The sequence below is a fragment of the Dietzia lutea genome, assembly GCF_003096075.1.
Lineage (GTDB): Bacteria > Actinomycetota > Actinomycetes > Mycobacteriales > Mycobacteriaceae > Dietzia > Dietzia lutea.
This window is the reverse complement of sequence record NZ_CP015449.1, coordinates 2,726,859-2,745,815: the sequence shown is the minus strand read 5'-3', so window position 1 is coordinate 2,745,815 and position 18,957 is coordinate 2,726,859. Positions and strand designations below refer to the sequence as shown.

Here is an 18,957-nt window from a genome sequence, read left to right as displayed (position 1 = left end):
CGCCGGGGTGTCGATGTGGGTGCGCAGGTCCCGGACCTCGAGCAGCAGGTCCGTGGTCCCGGGCCCGCTTGGTGGTGCGGCGGCGATGGCTGCCTCCTGGTGTGAGTACCGGCTCTAAGTCATGTACTTAGAACGTGTTGCTGTGACGAGTATCACGAACTAGTGTGGCTGCGTCAAGATGATTAAGTAACCGCCTCATGCGGTGACTGAACGAAGGGTCCTCCCCACGTGCTCAGGTTCATAGGCGAACGCGCTCTGCACGCGGTCGTCGTCGTCATACTCGCCGCGATCGGCGCGTTCTTCCTGATGGAGGCCGTCCCCGGTGACGCCGCGGCCTCGGCCGTCGGCTCGGGCGCGACCGAGGAGCAGTATCTGGCCGCCAGGGAGGAGCTGGGTCTCGACGATCCGCTGGCGGTCCGCTTCGCCGACTGGGCGGGCAGCATGCTCTCGGCCGACCTCGGCAACTCGCTCATCCAGCCCAACCAGCCCGTCACCGAGATGATCGGCAACGCCCTGCCGGTGACCATCCAGCTCGCGTTCCTGTCGATCATCCTGTCGCTGGCGATCGCCGTGCCGGTCGCGGTGTGGTCGGCCTACCGCCGCGGCGGGGTGTTCGACCAGGTGGCCTCGGTCGTGGCGTTCGCGTTCATCTCGGTGCCCAGCTTCGTGGCCGGTCTGCTGCTCATCTACCTGCTGGTGTTCAACCACTCGTTCGCCCAGCAGCTCATCCTCGGCCTCGCCGCCGTGGTCGGCCTGGCGGTGGCGTTGTCGCCGCTGGGCCGCAGAGGTGGTCCCGGGGCACCCGGCGTCATGTGGGGCAGGGCGCTGATCGCGGGCCTCGCCGTGGGCGGGGTGCTCACGTTGATCGCCACCTTCCTGCCCGAGTTCCCGCGCCAGGGCTACGTGCCGCTGGACGAGGGGCTGGGGGAGAACCTGCGCAGCATCGCGCTGCCGGCGCTCACGCTGGCGCTCATGGAGGTCGCGATCTTCACCCGCGTCCTGCGCACCGACATGATCTCGACGCTGCAGCAGGACTTCGTCCTCTCGGCGCGCGCCAAGGGCATGCCCACCGGGCACGTCCTGGTCAAGGAGGCCCTGCGGCCGTCGACGGTCTCCATCATCACCCTCGCCGGCATCAGCCTCGGTCGCCTCATCGGCGGCACGGTGGTGGTCGAGCGGCTGTTCAACCTGCCCGGGATGGGCACGATGATCGTCGACGCCGTGCAGAACGACAACCTTCCCGTGGTGCTCGGCGGCGTCATCGTCATCGCCGCCTTCTACGTCCTGGTCAACATGACCGTGGACGTCGCCTACGCACTCATCGACCCGAGGATCCGCCGTGGCTGACATCGACACCGCCCGTTCCGCCGCCACCGCCGCCGTGGTCGGCCCCGCGCGCCGCCGTCCGCGGCTGCCCAAGCTCTCCGGCCTCGGCACGTGGGTGGCGCTCGGCTGGACCGTCCTCATCGTGCTGGGCGCCCTGATCGTCGACTTCCTGCCCCTGGCGGAGGCCCGCGACCCCGCGCTCGCGCTCACGACGCCGTCCCTGCTGCCCCCCGACCTGGCCTCGGACTACCCGCTGGGCACCGACCGGCAGGGCCTCGACATCCTCGGCGGCCTGCTCTACGGCGCCCGGGTCTCCATCGTCGTGGGCATCGGCGGTGTGATCATCGGCGGCCTGATCGGCGGCACGCTCGGTCTCATCGCCGGGTACAAGGGCGGCTGGGCCGATCGCGTCGTGTCCATCATCAGCGATGTGCTGCTCGCGTTCCCGTCCCTGATCCTGCTCATCGCGATCATCACGGTCCTCGAGCCGACGCTGCTCAACGTCACGCTCGCGCTGGGCATCATGGTGGTGCCCTCGTACGCGCGACTCGTGCGCGCCAACGCCATGAGCTTCGCTGGCCGCGAGTTCGTCACGGCCGCCCGCTCGCTCGGCGCCGGCGAGATCCGCATCATGCTGCGCGAGGTGGCCCCGAACATCGTCGCGCCCGTGCTGTCCTACAGCTTCATGCTGGTCGCGGTGCTCATCGTGGCCGAGGCGTCGCTGAGCTACCTGGGGCTGAGCATTCCCCGCCCCGAACCGACCTGGGGCAACATGATCAGCGCCGGTCAGCCCGACTTCGAGCGGTATCCCTACCTCGTCGGGATCCCGGCGTTCGTGCTGTTCCTGACCGTCCTGAGCTTCAACCAGCTGGGCGAGGCCGCCGGACGGAAGTGGAGCCCCGGCGCGGCCAAGATCTGATCCGAACGGCCGGCCCGCCGGGGCCGGCCGACGCGGCCGTGACACAGTCGGTCGACCAAGAGGTGTAGAGGAGTGGGCCAGATGGGGCGGACGAACGAAGGCCCGGACGACGCCGGGACGAACGGCACCTCCCAGACCAGGGATGCCAAAGCGGCGATGATCGAGATCGCCGAGAAGTTGATCGGCGAGCGCGGCCTCGACCGCGTGTCGATGCGCGACGTGGCCACGGCTGCCGGGCAGCGCAACAACTCGGCGGTGCAGTACCACTTCGGGAGCAGGGACGGGCTCATCCGCCAGGTGCTACGGCGCAGGCTGACCGCCCTGGACACGGTGCGGCAGCAGCGCCTGGCCGAGATCGACGAGCAGGGCCTCGGCACGGACCTCGCCTCGCTGGTGCGGGTGCTGTTCGAGCCGATCGTCGAGTTGTTGCGGGCGTCGCCGGACGCCACCCACTACGCGCGCTTCCTGCAGCGGGTGGGCCCGGTGATGGGCCCGGAGGCGCCGGAGGTGCGGCTCCGGACCGCCACTGACGACGTGGTGGTGCGTCTCATCGACGTGTGTTCGCACCTGCCCCGGCGGGTCGCGTTCGAGCGGATCGACCTGGCCACGCAGATGTTCACCGGCGCGCTGGCGGTCTACGAGGACCGGCGCGACGCGAGCAGCACCGTGGTCAACACCGACTTCGAGAAGGTCGTGGCCCACCTCTACGACATGGTCGAGGCGGCGCTGCGGGCGGGGATGGGCGACCGCGGCCCGTCCGTGGTCGCCGCGCCCGGGGCGCCCGCCGCGCCCGGGGCGACCGGCGCACCCGCGGCGCCCGCAGCCTCAGACGCGACCGCGTAGGAGCTTGCGGAAGTACACGACGGGTTGGACGAACCGGTCGAACGCGTACGCCGTCCGCCGTGGCACGGTGACGTCGATCCCGCGTACCGAGGGCGCAGGCCGACCGTCGCGGTCGTGCTCGTCGAGCACCAGCCGGTTCCTGCTCACGGCGACGGGGATGACCGTGTAGCCGTCGTACTCCCGTAGCGCTCCACCGTCGCGGGCGGCGCGTAGGTTGTCGGCCACCACCCCGACCTGCGCGCGCAACGCGCCACCCGACGGGCGGGTGCCGACCGTCGCGGCGTCACCCAGGCCCCACACCGTGTCGACGCGCGTGTGCCGCAGGGTGCCCGGGTCGACGTCGACCAGGGCGGCGTCGTCGTCGGTGGCGAGCCCCGAGTCGGCGACGAACCGGGGCGCGCGGGTGTGCGGGGTGACGTAGGCCAGGTGGACGTCCTCCACGGTCGCGGGCACCGGGCCGGCGACCGACACCGTGCGGGCGTGGTGGTCCACGGCGTCGACGCGCGACTGCTCGTGAACGGTGATGCCGTACTGCTCGATGAACGGCCGCAGCCTCCGGTCGGCGTGCTCGAGCCCCAGGAGCCCGCGGAACGGGGTCACCAGGTGCACATCGATACGGTCGAGGACGTCTTCACGCCGCCAGCGGTCGCACGCCAGGAACATCGCCTTGAGCACCGTCCCGCCGCAGGAGGCGGGTTCCGGCGGCACCGAGAACACCACCGTGCCCTCACGGACCCGGACCAGGGCGGCGCACGCCCGGCCAGCGTACTCGGGCACGTGCGCAGACACCGCCCACCCGTCGACGTAGCCCTCCTGCAGTCCCGGGATCGCGTCCCAGTGCGGGGTCAGGCCGGGGCACAGCACGAGGTCGCGGTAGCCGACGGTGGCGCCCGTGTCGAGGGTGACCGTGCGTTCGGCCGGGTCGACGCGGGTCGCCGCCTGGGGGAGGAGTTCCACGCCGTCGGGGACGACGGTCGCCATGAGCCGTTCGTACCGGGACATGCGGGCCTGCCCGGCCGCCGCGTAGTTGAGCATCGGTCGGTACCGGTGCACGGGGCTGGGGTCGATGAGCGCGACGCTGCGCACGCCGTCGCGCCTGAGGCGGGCCGCCAGGGAGACCCCGGCGTTGCCCGCCCCGACGATCACGGTGTCGAAAGCGGCGGGCATGGCGTCAGAACACTTCGAACGCGTAGCCGACGAGGCCGATGACGACGAGGAGGACGACGACGGCGATGACCGCGATCCACACGTAGGCACTCTTGTTGCCCGGCTGGGGTGTCGGGCTCTGCTGTTCCACCGGGCCCTGCTTGTTGGTGGCGCTGTCCGACTGCAACGAGGTGGAGTCGGAGTCCGGCGTGATGCCGGCAGGGGCCGCGCCGTGGCTGTCCACGTCGGGGCTCTCGCTCGGGTCGGGGTCTGACGGTCGGGCGTTGGTCATTTCGCACCTCTCGATCGACTGGAACCCACAGGCTAGGGGCTCGGCTCGGGGCCTTCCACCGGTCGGCCGCCCGCGAGCACGACGACCCCCGGCCCGGCGCCGGACGCTAGGGCGCTGAGGACCTCCGCCACCGACCAGGCGGTGATCGCCGATGTGCGGCCGCCGGAGTCGGGGTCGACGGCGTTCTCGAACTGCAGCTCGTAGCGGCCCACCGGCGACTCCCACTCGACGACGTGGCGGGTGCGCCCGACGTGCGGGTCGGCGACCACGATCACCTCGGTCCGGTCGAGGCCGAGGGTGGCCAGCGCGAGGGCGACGGACGCGTTGGAGGTGCGCGGGAACTCGAGCGCCGCCTGGCGGGCCGAGCCGCGGAAGACCTCGCGGCGATCGGTGAGCTGCTCGTCGACGTCCAGGGCCGCGGGCCGTTTGATGGTGTAGTGGCGGACGCTGGCGTCGGCGGTCCCGGCGCGGGCGGCCGCCGCGAGGACGTCGAGTCCGCCGATCGCCCCGGCGGGCACGAGGACGCGACCGGCGCCCGGCCCACCCGCGAGGCGTTCGCGGGGGTCGTCGTGGCGGGCGAACACGCCGCACGAGCACACGACGACGTCCGTGCCGGTCGCGGTGACGCGCGGGATCAGGTCGTCGGCGGCGTCGACCGTGCTGGCCTCGACCACCACGTCGGCCGCGTCGATCGCCGCTGTGACCTCCTCCGGCGCGCTGCTCGAGCGCAGCACGGCGCCGAGCCTCGCTCCCGGGACCCGTCCCTGCTCCAGGGCCTCGATGACGGCGCCGCCGATCGCGCCGACGCCGACCACGGCGACCCGCAGTGGAGGCCGGTGGCTGACGGCTCCGGCGGTCGTGCCGCCCGAGCCGGCGGCGGGGTCGGAATCGGGGGAGTAACCGGCGGAGGAGGTGAGGGGAGGGGTCATGGTAGGCCCCACCGTAGCCAGCGCGCCGGGAGGGGGCGGGTGTCGCGGCGCCCGGCGTCGGCGTCGTCCGCCGCGGCGCGCGAGTATTGCGCACATCACAGCAAGCGTGTAACCCTGGTCACAACTTGACGCGGAGTCAAGTTTTCTCGACAGGCCGTCCACGCCCCTCGACCACGGGCGGCCTCCCGCTCGGCTAAGGACGCGATATGCCCTTCACCCTCCCCGAATCGAAGATCGACATAGACATCGACTTCGATCCAGCTCACCTCCGCCAGCGCTTCGAGGCCGACAAGCAGGCCCGCGAGCGCAAGGACCAACTGGCTCAGTTCCAAGGGCTCGACGATGTGCTCGAGGTCGGCGACAGCGACCCGTTCTCCGAGCCCATCACCCGTGAACCCGTCACCGAGGAGCTCGACGCCCTCGTGCTGGGTGGGGGCTTCGGGGGCCTGACCGCCGGGGCGTACCTCACGCAGAACGGCGTGGAGAACTTCCGGCTCGTGGAGTACGGCGGCGATTTCGGTGGAACCTGGTACTGGAACCGATACCCGGGCGTGCAGTGCGACATCGAATCGCACATCTACATGCCCTTGCTCGAGGAGACCGACTACGTGCCCAGCCAGCGCTACGCGGACGGTTCCGAGATCTTCGAGCACGCGCAGCGCATCGGCAGGCACTACGGCCTCTATGACAGGACGTACTTCCAGACCCGTGCCACTCACGCGCGCTGGGACGAGCAGGCCCAGCGCTGGGAGGTCACCACCGACCGCGGCGACCGCTTCCTCACCCGGGTGCTCCTGCGGTCCAATGGCGCGCTGACCAAGCCGCAACTGCCCAAGGTTCCGGGGATCGGCGACTTCGAGGGCAAGATCTTCCACACCAGCCGGTGGGACTACGACTACACCGGCGGCTCGGCGGCCGGCGACCTCGCGAATCTCCGGGACAAGCGCGTCGCGGTGGTGGGTACCGGTGCCACCGGCGTGCAGGTCGTGCCGTACCTCGCGCAGGACGCCAAGGAGCTCGTCGTGGTGCAGCGCACGCCGAGCGTGGTCCAGCCGCGCAACAACCGCAAGACCGATCCGGAGTGGGTGGCCTCGCTGAAGCCGGGCTGGCAGTACGAACGGCACGACAACTTCAACGGCATCATATCCGGCCACGAGGTGGAGGGAAACCTGGTCGACGACGGCTGGACGCACCTGTTTCCCGAGCTGACCGGCCAGCACCTGGTGGACGTGCCGGTCGGAGGGCTCCCCGAAGGCGACCAGGCGTTGGTGGCGGAGCTCGCGGACATGAAGCTGCTCATGAGCGCGCACGCGCGGGTCGACTCCATCGTCACCGACCCGGCCACCGCCGACGGCCTCAAGCCGTGGTTCGGGTACATGTGCAAGCGGCCGTGCTTCAACGACGAGTACCTCCAGGCGTTCAACCGCTCCAACGTCACCCTGGCCGCTTCTCCGACGGGCATCGACGGGATCACCTCGACGGGGATCGTCGTCGCGGGCACCCACTACGAGGTCGACTGCATCGTCTTCGCGACCGGCTTCGAGACCGGGTCCGGCCCGGCGGGTATCTATGGCTACGACGTGATCGGACGCGAGGGCCACTCGATGCAGGAGTACTTCTCCGAGGGGGCGAGGACCTTTCACGGGTTCTTCACGCACGGCTTCCCGAACTTCGTGGAGCTCGGGATGTCGCAGACCGCCTACTACGTCAACTTTGTCTACATGCTCGACCGCAAGGCGCGTCACGCGGCTCGGCTCGTGCGACATGCGCTGGACAACGGCATCGGGACCTTCGAGCCCACCGCCGAGGCCGAGGCGGAATGGGTCGCCGAGGTCCGGCGGTCCAATGAGCCGCGCGAGGCGTACTGGGGAGCCTGTACGCCGGGCTACTACAACGGTCAGGGCGAGGTGTCCAAGGCGGTCTTCCGCGACGTGTACAACTCGTCGGAGGTCGACTTCTGGAACATGATCGAGGCCTGGTGGAACTCGGGCCGGTTCGAGGGTCTGGTCTTCGAGCCCGCTCGTGACGCGGTCCCGGTGGCCTGATCACCCGCCGAGCTCCGGTGGCCGCCGTCCGGCACCTCGTCCGGGCGGCGGCCTCGCAGGCGTCACATTCCCGCCCGCCCCGCACGCCTGGCGGACCCCGCGTGCACCGACCCTAGGCTTCCGACCATGCCCCCGAGCCCGACAGCGCCAGCGACCACAGACCCCTCCGGTGGGAGCCGGAGGCGCGTCCCGCGGGGCGAGGTCCAGCGGCAGGCGATCCTCGACGGGTTCGAGCGCCTGCTCGACCGGATGCCGGCGCCGGACATCTCGGTCAAGGACATCACCGAGGCCGCCGGGATCAAACGACCCAACTTCTACTTCTACTTCGAGTCCAAGGCCGCTGTCCTGGGGGAGCTGGTCGGACGGGCGTGGGACGACTGGACGAAGACCGTCGGCAGCTACAACCGACTCGCGGGTGAGTCCCACGCCGCCTACTTCGACAGGCTCTTCGGCCAGTCCTACGCGGCATGGGTGGAACACGACCAGGTGATGGTCGCCGGCGTGCAGGCGACCGGGTACGACGACGAGGTGAGGTCACGCTGGTCGGAACTCGTCTCAGAGTTGAACCGTCACCTCTCGCTGCAGATGAGTCGGGATACCGAGGCCGGGCTGATCGCGCCGCTGTCCGATGACCACGGGGCGATCAGCGAGAGGCTGACCGACATGATCGTCATGGCCTTCCTTCAGGACCGGTCGGTCAGACCCGCCGAGGCCGAGTCCGCGCGGATGCTGGCGGCGCTCAAGGCGATCTGGCTCGGGGCCTGGGGTGTCCGCGATCAGGCGCGGTAGGCGGACCGCGACGAGTCCGACGGGCGGCGGCTCAGACCAGCGAGCGGCGGCTCACACCAGCCGGACCTCGTCGCCCTCCCGGATCGTGCCGGGCGAGAGCGCGCGGAGGTAGACGCCGAACTCCGCGCCGTTGTCGCGCGCGAGTGACCGGAGGACACTGCGGTCGTGGGGCAGATCCGCCTGCGGGAGGGTCACCATTCTGCAGCGGGAGATGCGCATGACGACCTCGCAGGTCACCTCGCCGATCGCCAGCTGGCGGCCGACCCAGTCGAACTCGGGATGCCCGTCGCCGCCGGGCTCGTGCGTGACGATGAGGTTCTTGCGGAACCGGCGCGGATCGATCGCCGCGTCCGGCACCGCGGCCTGCAGTGACGCCATCGCGGTACTGGTCAGGAGCGACAGCGGCATCGCGTCGAAGTAGGTCCCGCGCGGGGTGGCGTAGTAGCCGAGCTCGGTCAGCACGTCCTCGGGCATATCCGAGTATTCGGGGAACGGGTCGTCGGGCCCCAGGCCGAGCTGGGTGCGCAGGTCCGCCTCGTCGACGGCGCGACGGCGGTAGTGCTCGTGATCGTCGACCGGCCGACGCGGCCACAGTGTGACGCGCCGACCCAGCGCGGCCGAGAGCGCCTCGTGGACGGTGTCGTCATCGCTGCGCATCGACGAGCCGTCCGGGAAGTCGATCTCGATGGTCGGCGTCGCGTCGCCCTGCGGCTCCTCGACGTAGCGGGCGTGGAACTGCAACAGCTCCGCCCACTTCTTGGCGCTGCGGAGCTCGCCGGCGTCCTCGTCCCTGATCACCCAGCCCCGGTCGCCGGGCAGGCCCCAGCGCTCGGTCACCGCCGTCTCGGCCACGCGGTCGCCCCGCATCGACTTCACGGGGTAGCGCCACAGCTCCGAGACCGTTCCCACTCGCATGAACGCCACCTTAATTAGTGCGACTTATCGCGGTGACGGATCTGACGTTGTCCGGGGCCACCGGGACTGCCACTCTGGGGATCAGAGCCCCGGCCCGGGGCCTCCGGACGAGGGGCGCCGTACCCGGTGTGCGACAAGACGGCCCGTAGGAGGCTGTCATGGCATGGGTCGTGCTCGTTCTGTGCGGGGTGCTCGAGGCCGTGTGGGCCACCGCGATGGGCCGTTCGGAGGGGTTCACCCGGCTCTGGCCAACGGTGGTGTTCGGCGTCGCCCTGGTCGTGAGCATGGCCGGACTGGCCTACGCGATGCGCGAGCTGCCCGTGGGCACGGCGTACGCGGTGTGGGTCGGCATCGGAGCCTCGCTGACCGTGGTCTACGCCATGGCCACCGGGGCGGAACCCGCCTCGGCGGCGAAGGTGCTGTTCCTGGCCATGATCATCGGCGGTGTGGTCGGGCTCAAGGCCGTCAGCTGACCTGCCGGCCGTACACGAAGCGCCGCACGATGTCGGAGCGCGGTCGTACGGTGGGGTGAACCGCATCCGAGCTCGCCGCCAGGCCGAGTCCAACCGGAAGGTCCCACCTGACCATGACCGCCATCAGCACAATCGACCGCGGACCGCGCGTGGTCGCCCGCAGCGTCACCGTGAACGCGCCCGCCGACGAACTGTTCGCCCTCGTCTACGACCCTCGCAAGCACGGACTCGTCGACGGGTCCGGAACGGTCCGCGACAACGTCCAGGGGCCGGCCACCCTGCACCCCGGCGCCAAGTTCACCACCGCGATGCGCATGTACGGCGTGCCGTACCGCATCACCTGCACAGTCACCGAGCACCGCGACACCGCGACGGAAAAGGTGATCGAGTGGGCGCACCCCGCAGGGCACCGGTGGCGCTGGGAGTTCACCCCGGCCGGTGACGGGAAGACGAAGGTCGTCGAGAGCTTCGACAACCGGCCGTCCAAGCTCGGCAGGTTCTTCGAGAGCGTGGGGGTGTCCAAGCAGAACGCGGCGGGCATCACCGAGACGCTCTCGAAGCTGGCGGCCAGGTACGAGACCGCTGGATGACCACGGGATTGACCACGCACTGAGCGGATCGACGCGGGGAGCCGCCCGCCGTACCGGCCGGTGATCTATAGTGGTCCACGACACGGGGTGCTGCCCATCCGGGCGGCTGAGATCACACCCGTCGAACCTGATCTGGGTAGTTCCAGCGAAGGAATGTCGATACGGCCGCCGCCACCGCAACGGTGGTCCCGGTGCCGTCGCCGATCGGCCGCGCCCTGCGCTGCCGAGTGGCGGAGCCGCATCGTCACCCTCGCCGGGAACACCGGGAAGCGAGTGGCAATGGATATCGGCAACAGCGTGCGGATCGACGAGCAGGTCGTCCTCGTCACCGGCGGCGCCCGCGGGCTCGGCGCGGACATCAGTCGCGCCTTCTCCAGAGAGGGCGCTCTCGTCGTCGTCAACTATCACCGGAGCGAGGTGGCCGCCGCTGACCTCGTCCGTGAGCTCGGCGAGGACCGCGTCGTCGCACTACGCGCCGACGTCACCGACGACGACGAGGTGCACGCCCTCGTCGACGCCGCCCGTCGCCACTTCGGCGCGCCCGTCACCACGGTCGTCAACAACGCGCTCGTCGACTTCGAGTTCAACGGTGACGCCCGCCCGCGACCCGAGACGCTGACCTGGGACGACTTCGACTCGCAACTCCGCGGCGCGGTCAAGGCCACCCTCGCCACGACCCAGGCGACGCTTCCGGGCATGCGCGAGGCCGGCTTCGGACGGATCGTGAACATCGGCACCAACCTGTTCCAGCACCCCGTCGTGCCGTACCACGACTACACCGCCGCCAAGGCCGCCGCGCTGTCGCTGACCCGGACCCTCGCCACCGATCTGGGACCGGACGGCATCACGGTGAACATGGTCTCCGGCGGTCTGCTGCGCACCACCGACGCCAGCGCCGCTACGCCTGCAGAGGTGTTCGACCTCATCGCCTCGGGGACGCCGCTGCGGCGCGCGATCACCCCGGCCGAGCTCGCCGACGCGGTGCTGTTCTTCGCCTCCCCGTGGGCGCGCGCCGTGACCGGGCAGAACCTCATCGTGGACGGGGGACTGGTCAAGGGGTGAGGGCGCGGCGGCGCCGATCGCACCGCGCCCGCGCGCCCGCGCCCGCGCACTCGCGCGCCCGCGCACTCGCGCGCCCGCGCACTCGCGCGCCCGCGCACCCTCACACGTGCGCGGCCTCTTGCCGGTGCCGGTCGGGGTGGGGGAGGCTGGAGCCATGCAGTTCCCCTCGGTGATGTTCTCGCGGACGGCCGAGGGCCGCCGGATCGCCGAGGCCGAGGCCGCTGTCGCCGAACTCGACCAACGCCTCGCCGAATGGGACGAGCAACGAGCCCTCCTCGCCGCCGACGACCTCGGCAGCGATCCGCGCCGACACGTCCCGCGGACCTGGCCCACGGTCGCCGAGTCCGCGGCCTCAGCCGCCGGGCGCCTCGCGGCTCCGCTGTCACCCGCGGCGCTGGAGGCCGAACGCTCCGAACTCCGGTGGTCGGGCGTGGGGAGATTGATCGGGGCCGGCCTCTCGGCGGCGGTGCTCCTGGCTGTCCCGCTGACCCTCGTTCTCAACGCGGTGATGTGACATGCCGCTGATCCTCGCGCTGGTGGTGCTCGCAGTCCTCGCCGGTGTGGTCGCCTGGATCGCGTCGACCGGATGGCTCGTGCGCTCCGGCCTGGAGGATCTCGCCCGACACCGCCGGCTCAGCAGGGGGACCGACACGGCGCAGCTCACCGCCGAGCGCGCCGTCGACACCGCTCGCCGCACCCACGCGCTGGCCTCCGAGGCACTCGCCGCGACCCTCGACCGCTGGTATGAGCTCCGCTCCACGCTCGGCATCGGCACCCCGCTCGAAGCCGAGTACCCCGCCGTTCGAGACGCCCTTGACGGCGACCCCGCGTTCACCCAACTTCTGGAGCGGGCGAACGACGCCCTGGTCGACAGCACCACCAACCGTCCGAGCGGAGTCGCCGATCTCCTCACCGAAGCCGCCCGGCTGGACGCGCTGACGGTGGCCGTGCGCGACCACATCCACCGGGCGAGGCGCGCGCCGGGACGCGGGGATCGGGGTTGAAGGGAGACCGGGGCCGGACACAGAACTACTCCGCCCCGCCGCGCCCTTTCGGGCCGCAGCTGAGGCGGAGTAGCGATCGTGCGGGGTGTCGCCTGACTCGGTGTCGGAACGGCGTGCCCGATCAGGCGCGCAGAACTCGGATCAGGGGGTGCCGGTGCCCTCGTCGGCGGCGGGGGAGGTGTTGGTGCCGCCGTCGTTGATCTCGAATCGGGTCCACTTGCCGTCCATGTCGACCTCCATGGCGTACCCGAGCGCGTCATCGGGAACCTCGACCGTCTTGAACCAGTCGTACGCCTTGGTGTCGTCAGCGAACTCCTTCTCGTCGATCACGTTCTGGTCGGGGTCCACTACGCGGTAACGGGGCATGCTTGCTCCTTCGAATCGATGGAATCCGGTCGTATCCGCAGTGTGGGTGATCCGGCGTCTTCTCGCATCCGGTCACGGCGTCGGGCGGTCACCGCGCGACCGGCGGCGGCGGTGCGGGCGCCGAGGTGAGCGCGGTGTGCCCGGTGCGCAGGTACTCGACCACGGCGTCGTCGACGACCGTGTTGCCCTTCGCGACCTGCCCGTGATCACCGCCGTCGACGGTGACCATGTGTGCGCCCATCCGGTCCGCCAGCGCGCGGGCGCCGTGCAGCGGGGTCTGCGGGTCCGCCACCGAGTTGATCAGCAGCGGCGGAACCTCGAGCGCGTCACCGCTCACCTCGACCGGAGTGGCGACGGCGGGGGCTCCCGCACACGCTGCGCCCGAGCTGAACATCAGGCCGGTGGCGTCGAAGATGTCGCCGGTGACGAACTGGGTCCACAGGAAGCCGGGGTAATCCAGCGGCCGCGGGGCCACGCGGTTCTCGTTGCAGAGGATCGCCGACTGCATGTTCACCGCGATCAGCGCCTCCGCCGGCACGGCCGGCATCTCCGGATCGACCACTCCCAGCGGTGTGCCGTCACGCAGGGCCGCCGCCAACATCGGCCAGCCCTGCGACTGCGGCGCGAGGCTCCGCGTCGCGGCGAGCGTGATCGACTGCGACTGCATCGCGCCGGGGTTGCGCAGTTGCCGCGCGAGGCCCTCGAGCTGCGCCCGCGCCGGCCCGGTGAGCGTCGTACCGTCGATCCACGCCTGCGCCAGGGACTGCCACTCCGCCGGCACATCGCCCACGCGCGCGGGCGGCGGAGCAAGTGTCGGGGTCGTGCCGGCCTCGGCGAGCACCCGCTCCGTCCAGCGCTGATACACCTTCAGCGGGGTGTCGCCCAGGCCGTACGTGGCGTCGTTGGCCGCGATCCAGTCGAACATGTCGTGCACCCGCCGCTTGTGTGGCTCGTTCTGCTCGAGCAGCACCTGGTTCCACATCCAGTCCGGGTGAGCGCCCGAGTCCAGCACGACCTTGTCCGTGTGCTGGGGGAACAACGTCGCGTAGGTGGAGCCGAGCAGGGTGCCGTAGGACAGACCGTGGATTGAAATCTGCTCCTCGCCGAGCGACAGTCGCACCTGCTCCCAGTCGCGGGCGGTGTTCTCGGTGGTCAGGTGCCGCCAGTCGTCGCCGCTGACCGACTCGCACACCGCCCGGTGTGCTCCTCCGACGTTGGTCGCCAACATGAGGACGTCCGCCGGGTTCAGCGGAGCGCACTGCAGTGGCCCGGCGTGGGCGAGTCCCCGGGGCTGTACGCCGATCAGATCCCACTCGTCGCGCAGGGCATCGGGCCAGGTGAAGAGCTCGTTGTCGTCGAAGTAGGTCAGGGAGTCCCCGCCCGGTCCTCCCGCGTTGCCGAACAGCACCCCGCGCCGGGCGTCCGGGTCGCGGGCCGGGAGCTTGGACACGGTGACGTCGATGGTCTCGCCGTCCGGCCGCGAGTAGTCCTGCGGCACGGTCACCGTCGTGCAGACCGCGCCGGGGGTGGACACGGTGTCGGGGCACGTGCCCCAGGTGGGCGCCGCGTGCGCGGCCGGTGCGGTGGTGGCGGCACCCTGGACGACGACGAGTCCCGCTGCCACGAGCACCGAAGCCACTGCCGCGGCGACGTGACGAGCGGCGGACGGGCGGAAGGCTGAACGGCGGCTGTGCATGTCGCCCAGTGTCGCAGTTCGATCGCGGCGTACGGTCGAGTTCCCGACTTCCGAGGAGGCCTGCCGTGACCACCGATCCGAACGCCCAGCCGATCGCCGACCCCACCACCAAGTACGAGGTCGACATCCCGATGCAGTCCCAGCCGGTGCCGGGGCTCGCTTCCGAGCTCCAGCCGCCGGCCGATCACGGTGAGACGTCCTACGTCGGTCACGGCAGGCTCACCGGCCGCCGCGCGCTCATCACCGGCGGCGACTCGGGCATCGGTCGCGCGGTGGCGATCGCGTACGCACGCGAAGGGGCCGACGTGGCGATCGGATACCTGCCCTCCGAGCAGTCCGATGCCGACGAGGTCGCCCGGCTGGTCCGCGAGGCCGGCCGCACCTGCGTCCTGCTGCCCGGAGACGTCGGCGACGAAGAGGTGGCGCGGGGGATCGTCCGTGACGCAGTGGCCGGCCTTGGTGGAATCGATGTGCTGGTGCTCAACGCCGCCCGGCAGACCTATGTCGAGAACCTCGAGGACCTGAGCTCCGAGCAGTGGGCGGAGACCATGAACGTCAACATCTCGGCGCCGTTCTGGATGATGCAGGAGGCGCTCGGGCACCTACAGCCGGGGGCGAGTGTCATCTTCACCTCGTCGGTGCAGGCCTACACGCCGTCGCCGGGTCTGGTGGACTACGCGACCTCGCGGGCCGCGGTCAACACGATGTCCAAGGCTCTCGCGCAGCAGCTCGCGCCGCGGGGGATCCGCGTGAACGCCGTCGCGCCGGGCCCGTTCTGGACCGCGCTGCAGGTGACGGGCGGGCAGAAGCCGGAGAAGCTGCCGTACTTCGGGCAGAAGAACCCGCTCGGCCGGCCGGGGCAGCCGGTCGAGATGGCCGGCGCGTACGTGTACCTGGCCTCGGAGGAGTCGTCGTACACGACCGGCAACACGCTCTCGGTGACCGGCGGCGCGCCCACACCCTGACGCAGCCGCCCGGACCCAGCCGCGCGCGGGCATGGCGTCTCGTGTCACGATGCGCGGGGAGCACAGTCGCCCAGCCATAGCCGCCCGCCAACATGGCGTCTCGCGTGTCACGATGCGCGAGGAGCACAGTCGCCCGGCCACAGCCGCCCGCCAACATGGCGTCTCGCGTCTCACGATGCGCGGGGAGCACAGTCGCCCGGACCCAGCCGCCCGCCAACATGGCGCCTCGCGTCTCACGATGCGCGGGGAGCACAGTCGCCCGGCCCCAGCCGCCCGCCAACATGGCGCCTCGCGCACACCGAAGAGCAGGCGAGACGCCATGGTGAGGGGCGGCTGTGGGCTGGGCGGGCGGCGGCGGGAGCGAGACGCCGTCGGCTGGAGCGAGACGCCATCCGCGGGAGCGAGACGCCATCGGCGGGAGCGGCTGCCGAGCATCGGCGGGAGCGGCTGTGGGCTGGACCGGGAACAGCTGCCGGCTGACGCACCGACGCGCGCCGCCCAGGGGGTGAGGCGACGCGCGTCGGGGGAGGAGCCGATCATCGAGAAGGCGGGGGGCGCCGTCCCGCGGGGTCGACCGGCTCCGGTCTATGGGGGGTCTGCGGGAGATCAGGAGTCGTGGATGATCACGCCGCGCATGATCTTCCCGTCCTGCAGATCCTGGTAACCCTGGTTGACCTCGTCGAGCGTGTACGTGGTGGTGATGAGCTCGTCGAGCTTGAGCTTGCCCTCGTCGTACAGCCGCAGGAGCTTGACGATGTCGTACTGGGGGTTGGCGGAACCGAAGAGCGTGCCCTTGATGGTCTTGCCGAACAGGGCCATCATCGTGCCGTTGACCTGCACCGTCTTGTCGGTCATGCTGCCCATTCCGGTGATCACCACGGTGCCGCCCTTACCGATCACGTCGAAGGCGCTGGAGACGACCTCCTCCTCGAGCGTGCCGACGAGGATCAGCGCCTGATCGGCCATCTGGCCCCAGGTGAGCTTCTCGACCTCGGCGTGGGCCTCGGCCGCACTGGCGAACGCGTGGGTCGCGCCGAACTTCAGCGCCTCGTCGCGCTTGAACTGCACCGGATCCACCACCACGACATGGCGGGCGCCGGAGTGGACGGCGCCCTGGACCGCGTTGATGCCCAGGCCGCCGATGCCGTAGATCACCACGGTGTCGCCCTGACGGACGCCGCCGGCGTAGACCGAGGTACCCCAGCCCGAGGGCACGCCGCAGCCCACGAGCACGGCCTTGTCCAGCGGAAGCCAGTCGTCGACCTTGACCACCGAGTGCTGCGAGATGACCGAACGCTCGGAGAAGGTGCCGAGCATGCACATGGCGCCGAAGTCCTCGCCTCCCGAGTGGAAGCGGAACGTGCCGTCGGGCATGTGGCCGTCGAGGATCGTTGCGCCCATGTCGCACAGGCTCTGCCGGCCGGTCGAGCAGTAGCGGCAGACGCCGCAGTTGGGGATGAACGAGCACACCACGTGGTCGCCGGGCTCGACCTTGGTGACGCCCTCGCCGACGGCTTCGATCACCCCGGCGCCCTCGTGCCCGCCCACGATCGGGAAGCGGGGCGGCAGGGAGCCGTCGGACAGGTGCAGGTCGGAGTGGCACAGACCGGCGGCCGTGTACTTGATGAGCACCTCGCCGGGGCCGGGGTCGTCCAGGTCGAGCTCGATGATCTCGAACGGTTTGTTGGTGTCGAACAGTACGGCTGCCTTGGTCTTCACTGAGGTGGTCCTTTCGGGGTGTGCGGTCGCGACGAGGTGTGAGCGCGGGGGATGCGGGCACCACGCGGTGAGCGCGGGGCGGTGTGAATAAGGGTGGTGCGAATCGAGCGGGCGGGTAGGGAGGGGGAGTCGCCGGCGTCCCCGGAGTGGTCACGGGGACGCCGGGTCCCGGTCCGGGTGGGCCGGTCGTGTCAGAGCTGGATGTTGACCGAGCGGGTCTGCGTGTACAGGTCCAGGGCGCCGGCACCGAGTTCGCGGCCCCAGCCCGACTGCTTGAACCCGCCGAACGGCATGGCGGTGTCGAAGCCGTTGTACTGGTTGACCCACACGGACCCGGCCTGGAGTCGGCTGGCGACGTGGTGCGCCTTGGACAGGTCCTTGGTCCAGATGCCGGCGGCGAGGCCGTACATCGAGTCGTTGGCCTGGCGGACCGCGTCGTCGACGTCGGAGAACCGCAGGGCCGAGACGACGGGGCCGAAGATCTCCTCGCGCACCACGCGGTCCTCGGGCTTGACGTCCACGAACACCGTGGGCTGGATGAAGAAGCCGGTGTCGCCGTGACGGGCGCCGCCGGTGAGGGTGCGACCGCCGTCCTCGATGCCGGCGCGCAGATAGTAGGAGACCTTGTCGAACTGGTCCTGGTCCACGACGGGCCCGAGCACCGTGTCGGGGTCGAGCCCGTGGCCGATGGTGGCCTGCGAGGCGGCGTCGGCGACGGCCTGGGTGAACTCCTCGTAGATCGAGTCCTCGACGTACAGGCGGGTGCCGGCGGTGCACGCCTGACCGTGGTTGAACATCCACGCGGCGACCGAGCCGGCGACCGCGGCGTCCCAGTCGCAGTCGGCGAACACGATGTTGGCGCTCTTGCCGCCCAACTCGAGGGAGACCTTCTTGAGGTTGCCCTTGGCGGCGTCCACGATGAGCCTGCCCACCTCGGTGGAGCCGGTGAAGGCGACCTTGTCCACGTCGTCGTGGGCGGAGATCGCGGCGCCGGCGTCGCCGAACCCGGTGATGATGTTGACCACGCCGTCGGGCACGCCGGCCTCCTGGCAGATCTCGCCGAGCAGGAGGGCCGTGAGCGGGGTCTGCTCGGCGGGCTTGAGCACGAGGGTGTTGCCGGTCGCCAGGGCGGGGCCGAGCTTCCACGCGGCCATGAGCAGCGGGAAGTTCCACGGGATGATCTGACCGCACACGCCCACGGGGACGCGCTGGGTGTAGGCGTGGAACTGCTTGTCGCCGGCGAACGGCATGGATACGTTGACCGTGGAGCCCTCGATCTTGGTGGCCCAGCCGGCGTAGTAGCGGAATACGTCGGCGGCCCACGCCACGTCGACTGCGGTGGCGATCGCGACGGACTTGCCGTTGTCGAGCGCCTCGATCTGCCCGAACAGCTCGGCCTTGGCGTCGAGCAGATCGCCGATGCGCCAGAGGATCTGCTCGCGCTCGCGCGGCTTCATGGTGGCCCAGGCGCCGTCGTCGAACGTGCGGCGGGCGGCGGCCACGGCGCGGTCCACGTCCTCGGGCCCACCGTGGGCGACCCGGGTGATCTCGTTGCCGGTGGCCGGGTCGTGGGTGGCGAAGGTGCGGCCGTCGGCGGCGTCGACCCACTGTCCGCCGATGAGCAGGCGGTGGGGGCGGGCGAGGAACTCGCGGGCCTCGGCGCCCAGCCGCTCGTCGACGTGCGCGGCGGAGCCGGTGTCGCGGGAGAGTGTGCCGGTCATGATTACCTCCGAAAGTCCTACCGCCTCGGGTGTGAGGCCGGTCACAACCCATCCTGGGGGCGAGTCGACCCTCCGGAGTGTTCAGTTTCTGGACACGCGAGTGGACAGCGGTGGACGCGGCTGGACAGCGCTGGACGCGGTTGAACAGCGCCGGACG

General features: G+C 70.7%; 19 protein-coding genes and 2 riboswitches. Of the genes, 11 read left to right on the top strand and 8 right to left on the bottom strand.

What is annotated here, in order from left to right; all coding sequences use genetic code 11:
• Positions 1–228 precede the first annotated feature (228 nt).
• The 3 genes from A6035_RS12555 to A6035_RS12545 all read left to right on the top strand — a co-directional run bounded on the left by A6035_RS12555 (position 229) and on the right by A6035_RS12545 (position 3,088).
• Entirely contained in the window at positions 229–1,347 is a 1,119-nt protein-coding gene (locus tag A6035_RS12555; protein WP_108848048.1) for an ABC transporter permease, read from the top strand.
• Positions 1,340–2,245, top strand: a complete 906-nt coding sequence (locus A6035_RS12550) for an ABC transporter permease (RefSeq protein ID WP_235026678.1) — start codon at positions 1,340–1,342, stop codon at positions 2,243–2,245. The genes A6035_RS12555 and A6035_RS12550 overlap by 8 nt, the downstream gene beginning before the upstream one ends.
• 81 nt (positions 2,246–2,326) lie before the next feature.
• The gene (locus tag A6035_RS12545; protein ID WP_244192435.1) at positions 2,327–3,088 is read left to right on the top strand and encodes a TetR/AcrR family transcriptional regulator; all 762 of its coding nucleotides are present in this window, start codon (positions 2,327–2,329) and stop codon (positions 3,086–3,088) included.
• Here A6035_RS12545 and A6035_RS12540 read toward each other — a convergent pair.
• Genes A6035_RS12540 through A6035_RS12530 form a run of 3 tightly spaced genes read right to left on the bottom strand, consistent with a single transcriptional unit; the run spans position 3,071 to position 5,455 of the window.
• On the bottom strand, positions 3,071–4,255 hold the full coding sequence (locus tag A6035_RS12540) for an FAD-dependent oxidoreductase (RefSeq protein ID WP_108848047.1): 1,185 nt from the start codon (positions 4,253–4,255) through the stop codon (positions 3,071–3,073). The two genes, A6035_RS12545 and A6035_RS12540, sit on opposite strands and share 18 nt — an antisense overlap.
• 4 nt (positions 4,256–4,259) lie before the next feature.
• Positions 4,260–4,526, bottom strand: coding sequence for a DUF6480 family protein (locus tag A6035_RS12535; protein WP_108848046.1), 267 nt, complete (start codon positions 4,524–4,526; stop codon positions 4,260–4,262).
• A 32-nt stretch (positions 4,527–4,558) separates the two neighbouring features.
• The gene (locus A6035_RS12530) at positions 4,559–5,455 is read right to left on the bottom strand and encodes an aspartate dehydrogenase domain-containing protein (RefSeq protein WP_244192434.1); all 897 of its coding nucleotides are present in this window, start codon (positions 5,453–5,455) and stop codon (positions 4,559–4,561) included.
• 206 nt (positions 5,456–5,661) lie between these two features.
• Here A6035_RS12530 and A6035_RS12525 point away from each other — a divergent pair, with 206 nt between their 5' ends.
• Positions 5,662–7,500 carry a flavin-containing monooxygenase gene (locus A6035_RS12525; RefSeq protein WP_108848045.1) on the top strand — a complete coding sequence of 613 codons (1,839 nt, stop codon included), beginning with the start codon at positions 5,662–5,664 and terminating at the stop codon, positions 7,498–7,500.
• 126 nt (positions 7,501–7,626) lie between these two features.
• The gene (locus tag A6035_RS12520; RefSeq protein WP_108848044.1) at positions 7,627–8,289 is read left to right on the top strand and encodes a TetR/AcrR family transcriptional regulator; all 663 of its coding nucleotides are present in this window, start codon (positions 7,627–7,629) and stop codon (positions 8,287–8,289) included.
• Positions 8,290–8,340: 51 nt separating this feature from the next.
• Here A6035_RS12520 and A6035_RS12515 read toward each other — a convergent pair whose 3' ends face one another.
• Positions 8,341–9,204, bottom strand: coding sequence for an MOSC domain-containing protein (locus tag A6035_RS12515; RefSeq protein WP_108848043.1), 864 nt, complete (start codon positions 9,202–9,204; stop codon positions 8,341–8,343).
• 81 nt (positions 9,205–9,285) lie between these two features.
• Positions 9,286–9,352, top strand: a riboswitch (guanidine-III (ykkC-III) riboswitch).
• 10 nt (positions 9,353–9,362) lie between these two features.
• Here A6035_RS12515 and A6035_RS12510 point away from each other — a divergent pair.
• The 5 genes from A6035_RS12510 (at position 9,363) to A6035_RS12490 (ending at position 12,333) form a co-directional block, all read left to right on the top strand.
• Positions 9,363–9,677 (top strand): DMT family transporter, encoded by a 315-nt coding sequence (locus tag A6035_RS12510; RefSeq protein WP_108848042.1) that lies wholly within the window; start codon positions 9,363–9,365, stop codon positions 9,675–9,677.
• Positions 9,678–9,790: 113 nt separating this feature from the next.
• Positions 9,791–10,267 (top strand): SRPBCC family protein, encoded by a 477-nt coding sequence (locus A6035_RS12505; protein ID WP_108848041.1) that lies wholly within the window; start codon positions 9,791–9,793, stop codon positions 10,265–10,267.
• A gap of 73 nt (positions 10,268–10,340) precedes the next feature.
• Positions 10,341–10,438, top strand: a riboswitch (TPP riboswitch).
• Between the two features lie 108 nt (positions 10,439–10,546).
• Entirely contained in the window at positions 10,547–11,329 is a 783-nt protein-coding gene (locus A6035_RS12500; RefSeq protein ID WP_108848040.1) for a 3-oxoacyl-ACP reductase, read from the top strand.
• Between the two features lie 154 nt (positions 11,330–11,483).
• Positions 11,484–11,843 (top strand): hypothetical protein, encoded by a 360-nt coding sequence (locus tag A6035_RS12495; protein ID WP_108848039.1) that lies wholly within the window; start codon positions 11,484–11,486, stop codon positions 11,841–11,843.
• Between the two features lies 1 nt (position 11,844).
• Positions 11,845–12,333, top strand: a complete 489-nt coding sequence (locus A6035_RS12490) for a hypothetical protein (protein ID WP_108848038.1) — start codon at positions 11,845–11,847, stop codon at positions 12,331–12,333.
• 141 nt (positions 12,334–12,474) lie between these two features.
• Here A6035_RS12490 and A6035_RS12485 read toward each other — a convergent pair whose 3' ends face one another.
• Both A6035_RS12485 and A6035_RS12480 read right to left on the bottom strand, forming a co-directional pair.
• Positions 12,475–12,699 (bottom strand): hypothetical protein, encoded by a 225-nt coding sequence (locus tag A6035_RS12485; protein ID WP_108848037.1) that lies wholly within the window; start codon positions 12,697–12,699, stop codon positions 12,475–12,477.
• Positions 12,700–12,787: 88 nt separating this feature from the next.
• A complete protein-coding gene (locus tag A6035_RS12480) occupies positions 12,788–14,395 on the bottom strand; it encodes an alpha/beta hydrolase (RefSeq protein WP_244192433.1) in 1,608 nt (535 codons plus the stop codon).
• Between the two features lie 65 nt (positions 14,396–14,460).
• On the opposite strand from A6035_RS12480, the gene A6035_RS12475 reads away from it, so the two are divergent.
• A complete protein-coding gene (locus tag A6035_RS12475; RefSeq protein ID WP_108848035.1) occupies positions 14,461–15,360 on the top strand; it encodes an SDR family oxidoreductase in 900 nt (299 codons plus the stop codon).
• A gap of 606 nt (positions 15,361–15,966) precedes the next feature.
• Here the strand turns inward: A6035_RS12475 and A6035_RS12470 are convergent.
• Both A6035_RS12470 and A6035_RS12465 read right to left on the bottom strand, forming a co-directional pair.
• Positions 15,967–17,079 carry an NDMA-dependent alcohol dehydrogenase gene (locus A6035_RS12470; RefSeq protein ID WP_108848034.1) on the bottom strand — a complete coding sequence of 371 codons (1,113 nt, stop codon included), beginning with the start codon at positions 17,077–17,079 and terminating at the stop codon, positions 15,967–15,969.
• 191 nt (positions 17,080–17,270) lie between these two features.
• On the bottom strand, positions 17,271–18,800 hold the full coding sequence (locus tag A6035_RS12465; protein ID WP_244192432.1) for an aldehyde dehydrogenase family protein: 1,530 nt from the start codon (positions 18,798–18,800) through the stop codon (positions 17,271–17,273).
• Positions 18,801–18,957 lie beyond the last annotated feature (157 nt).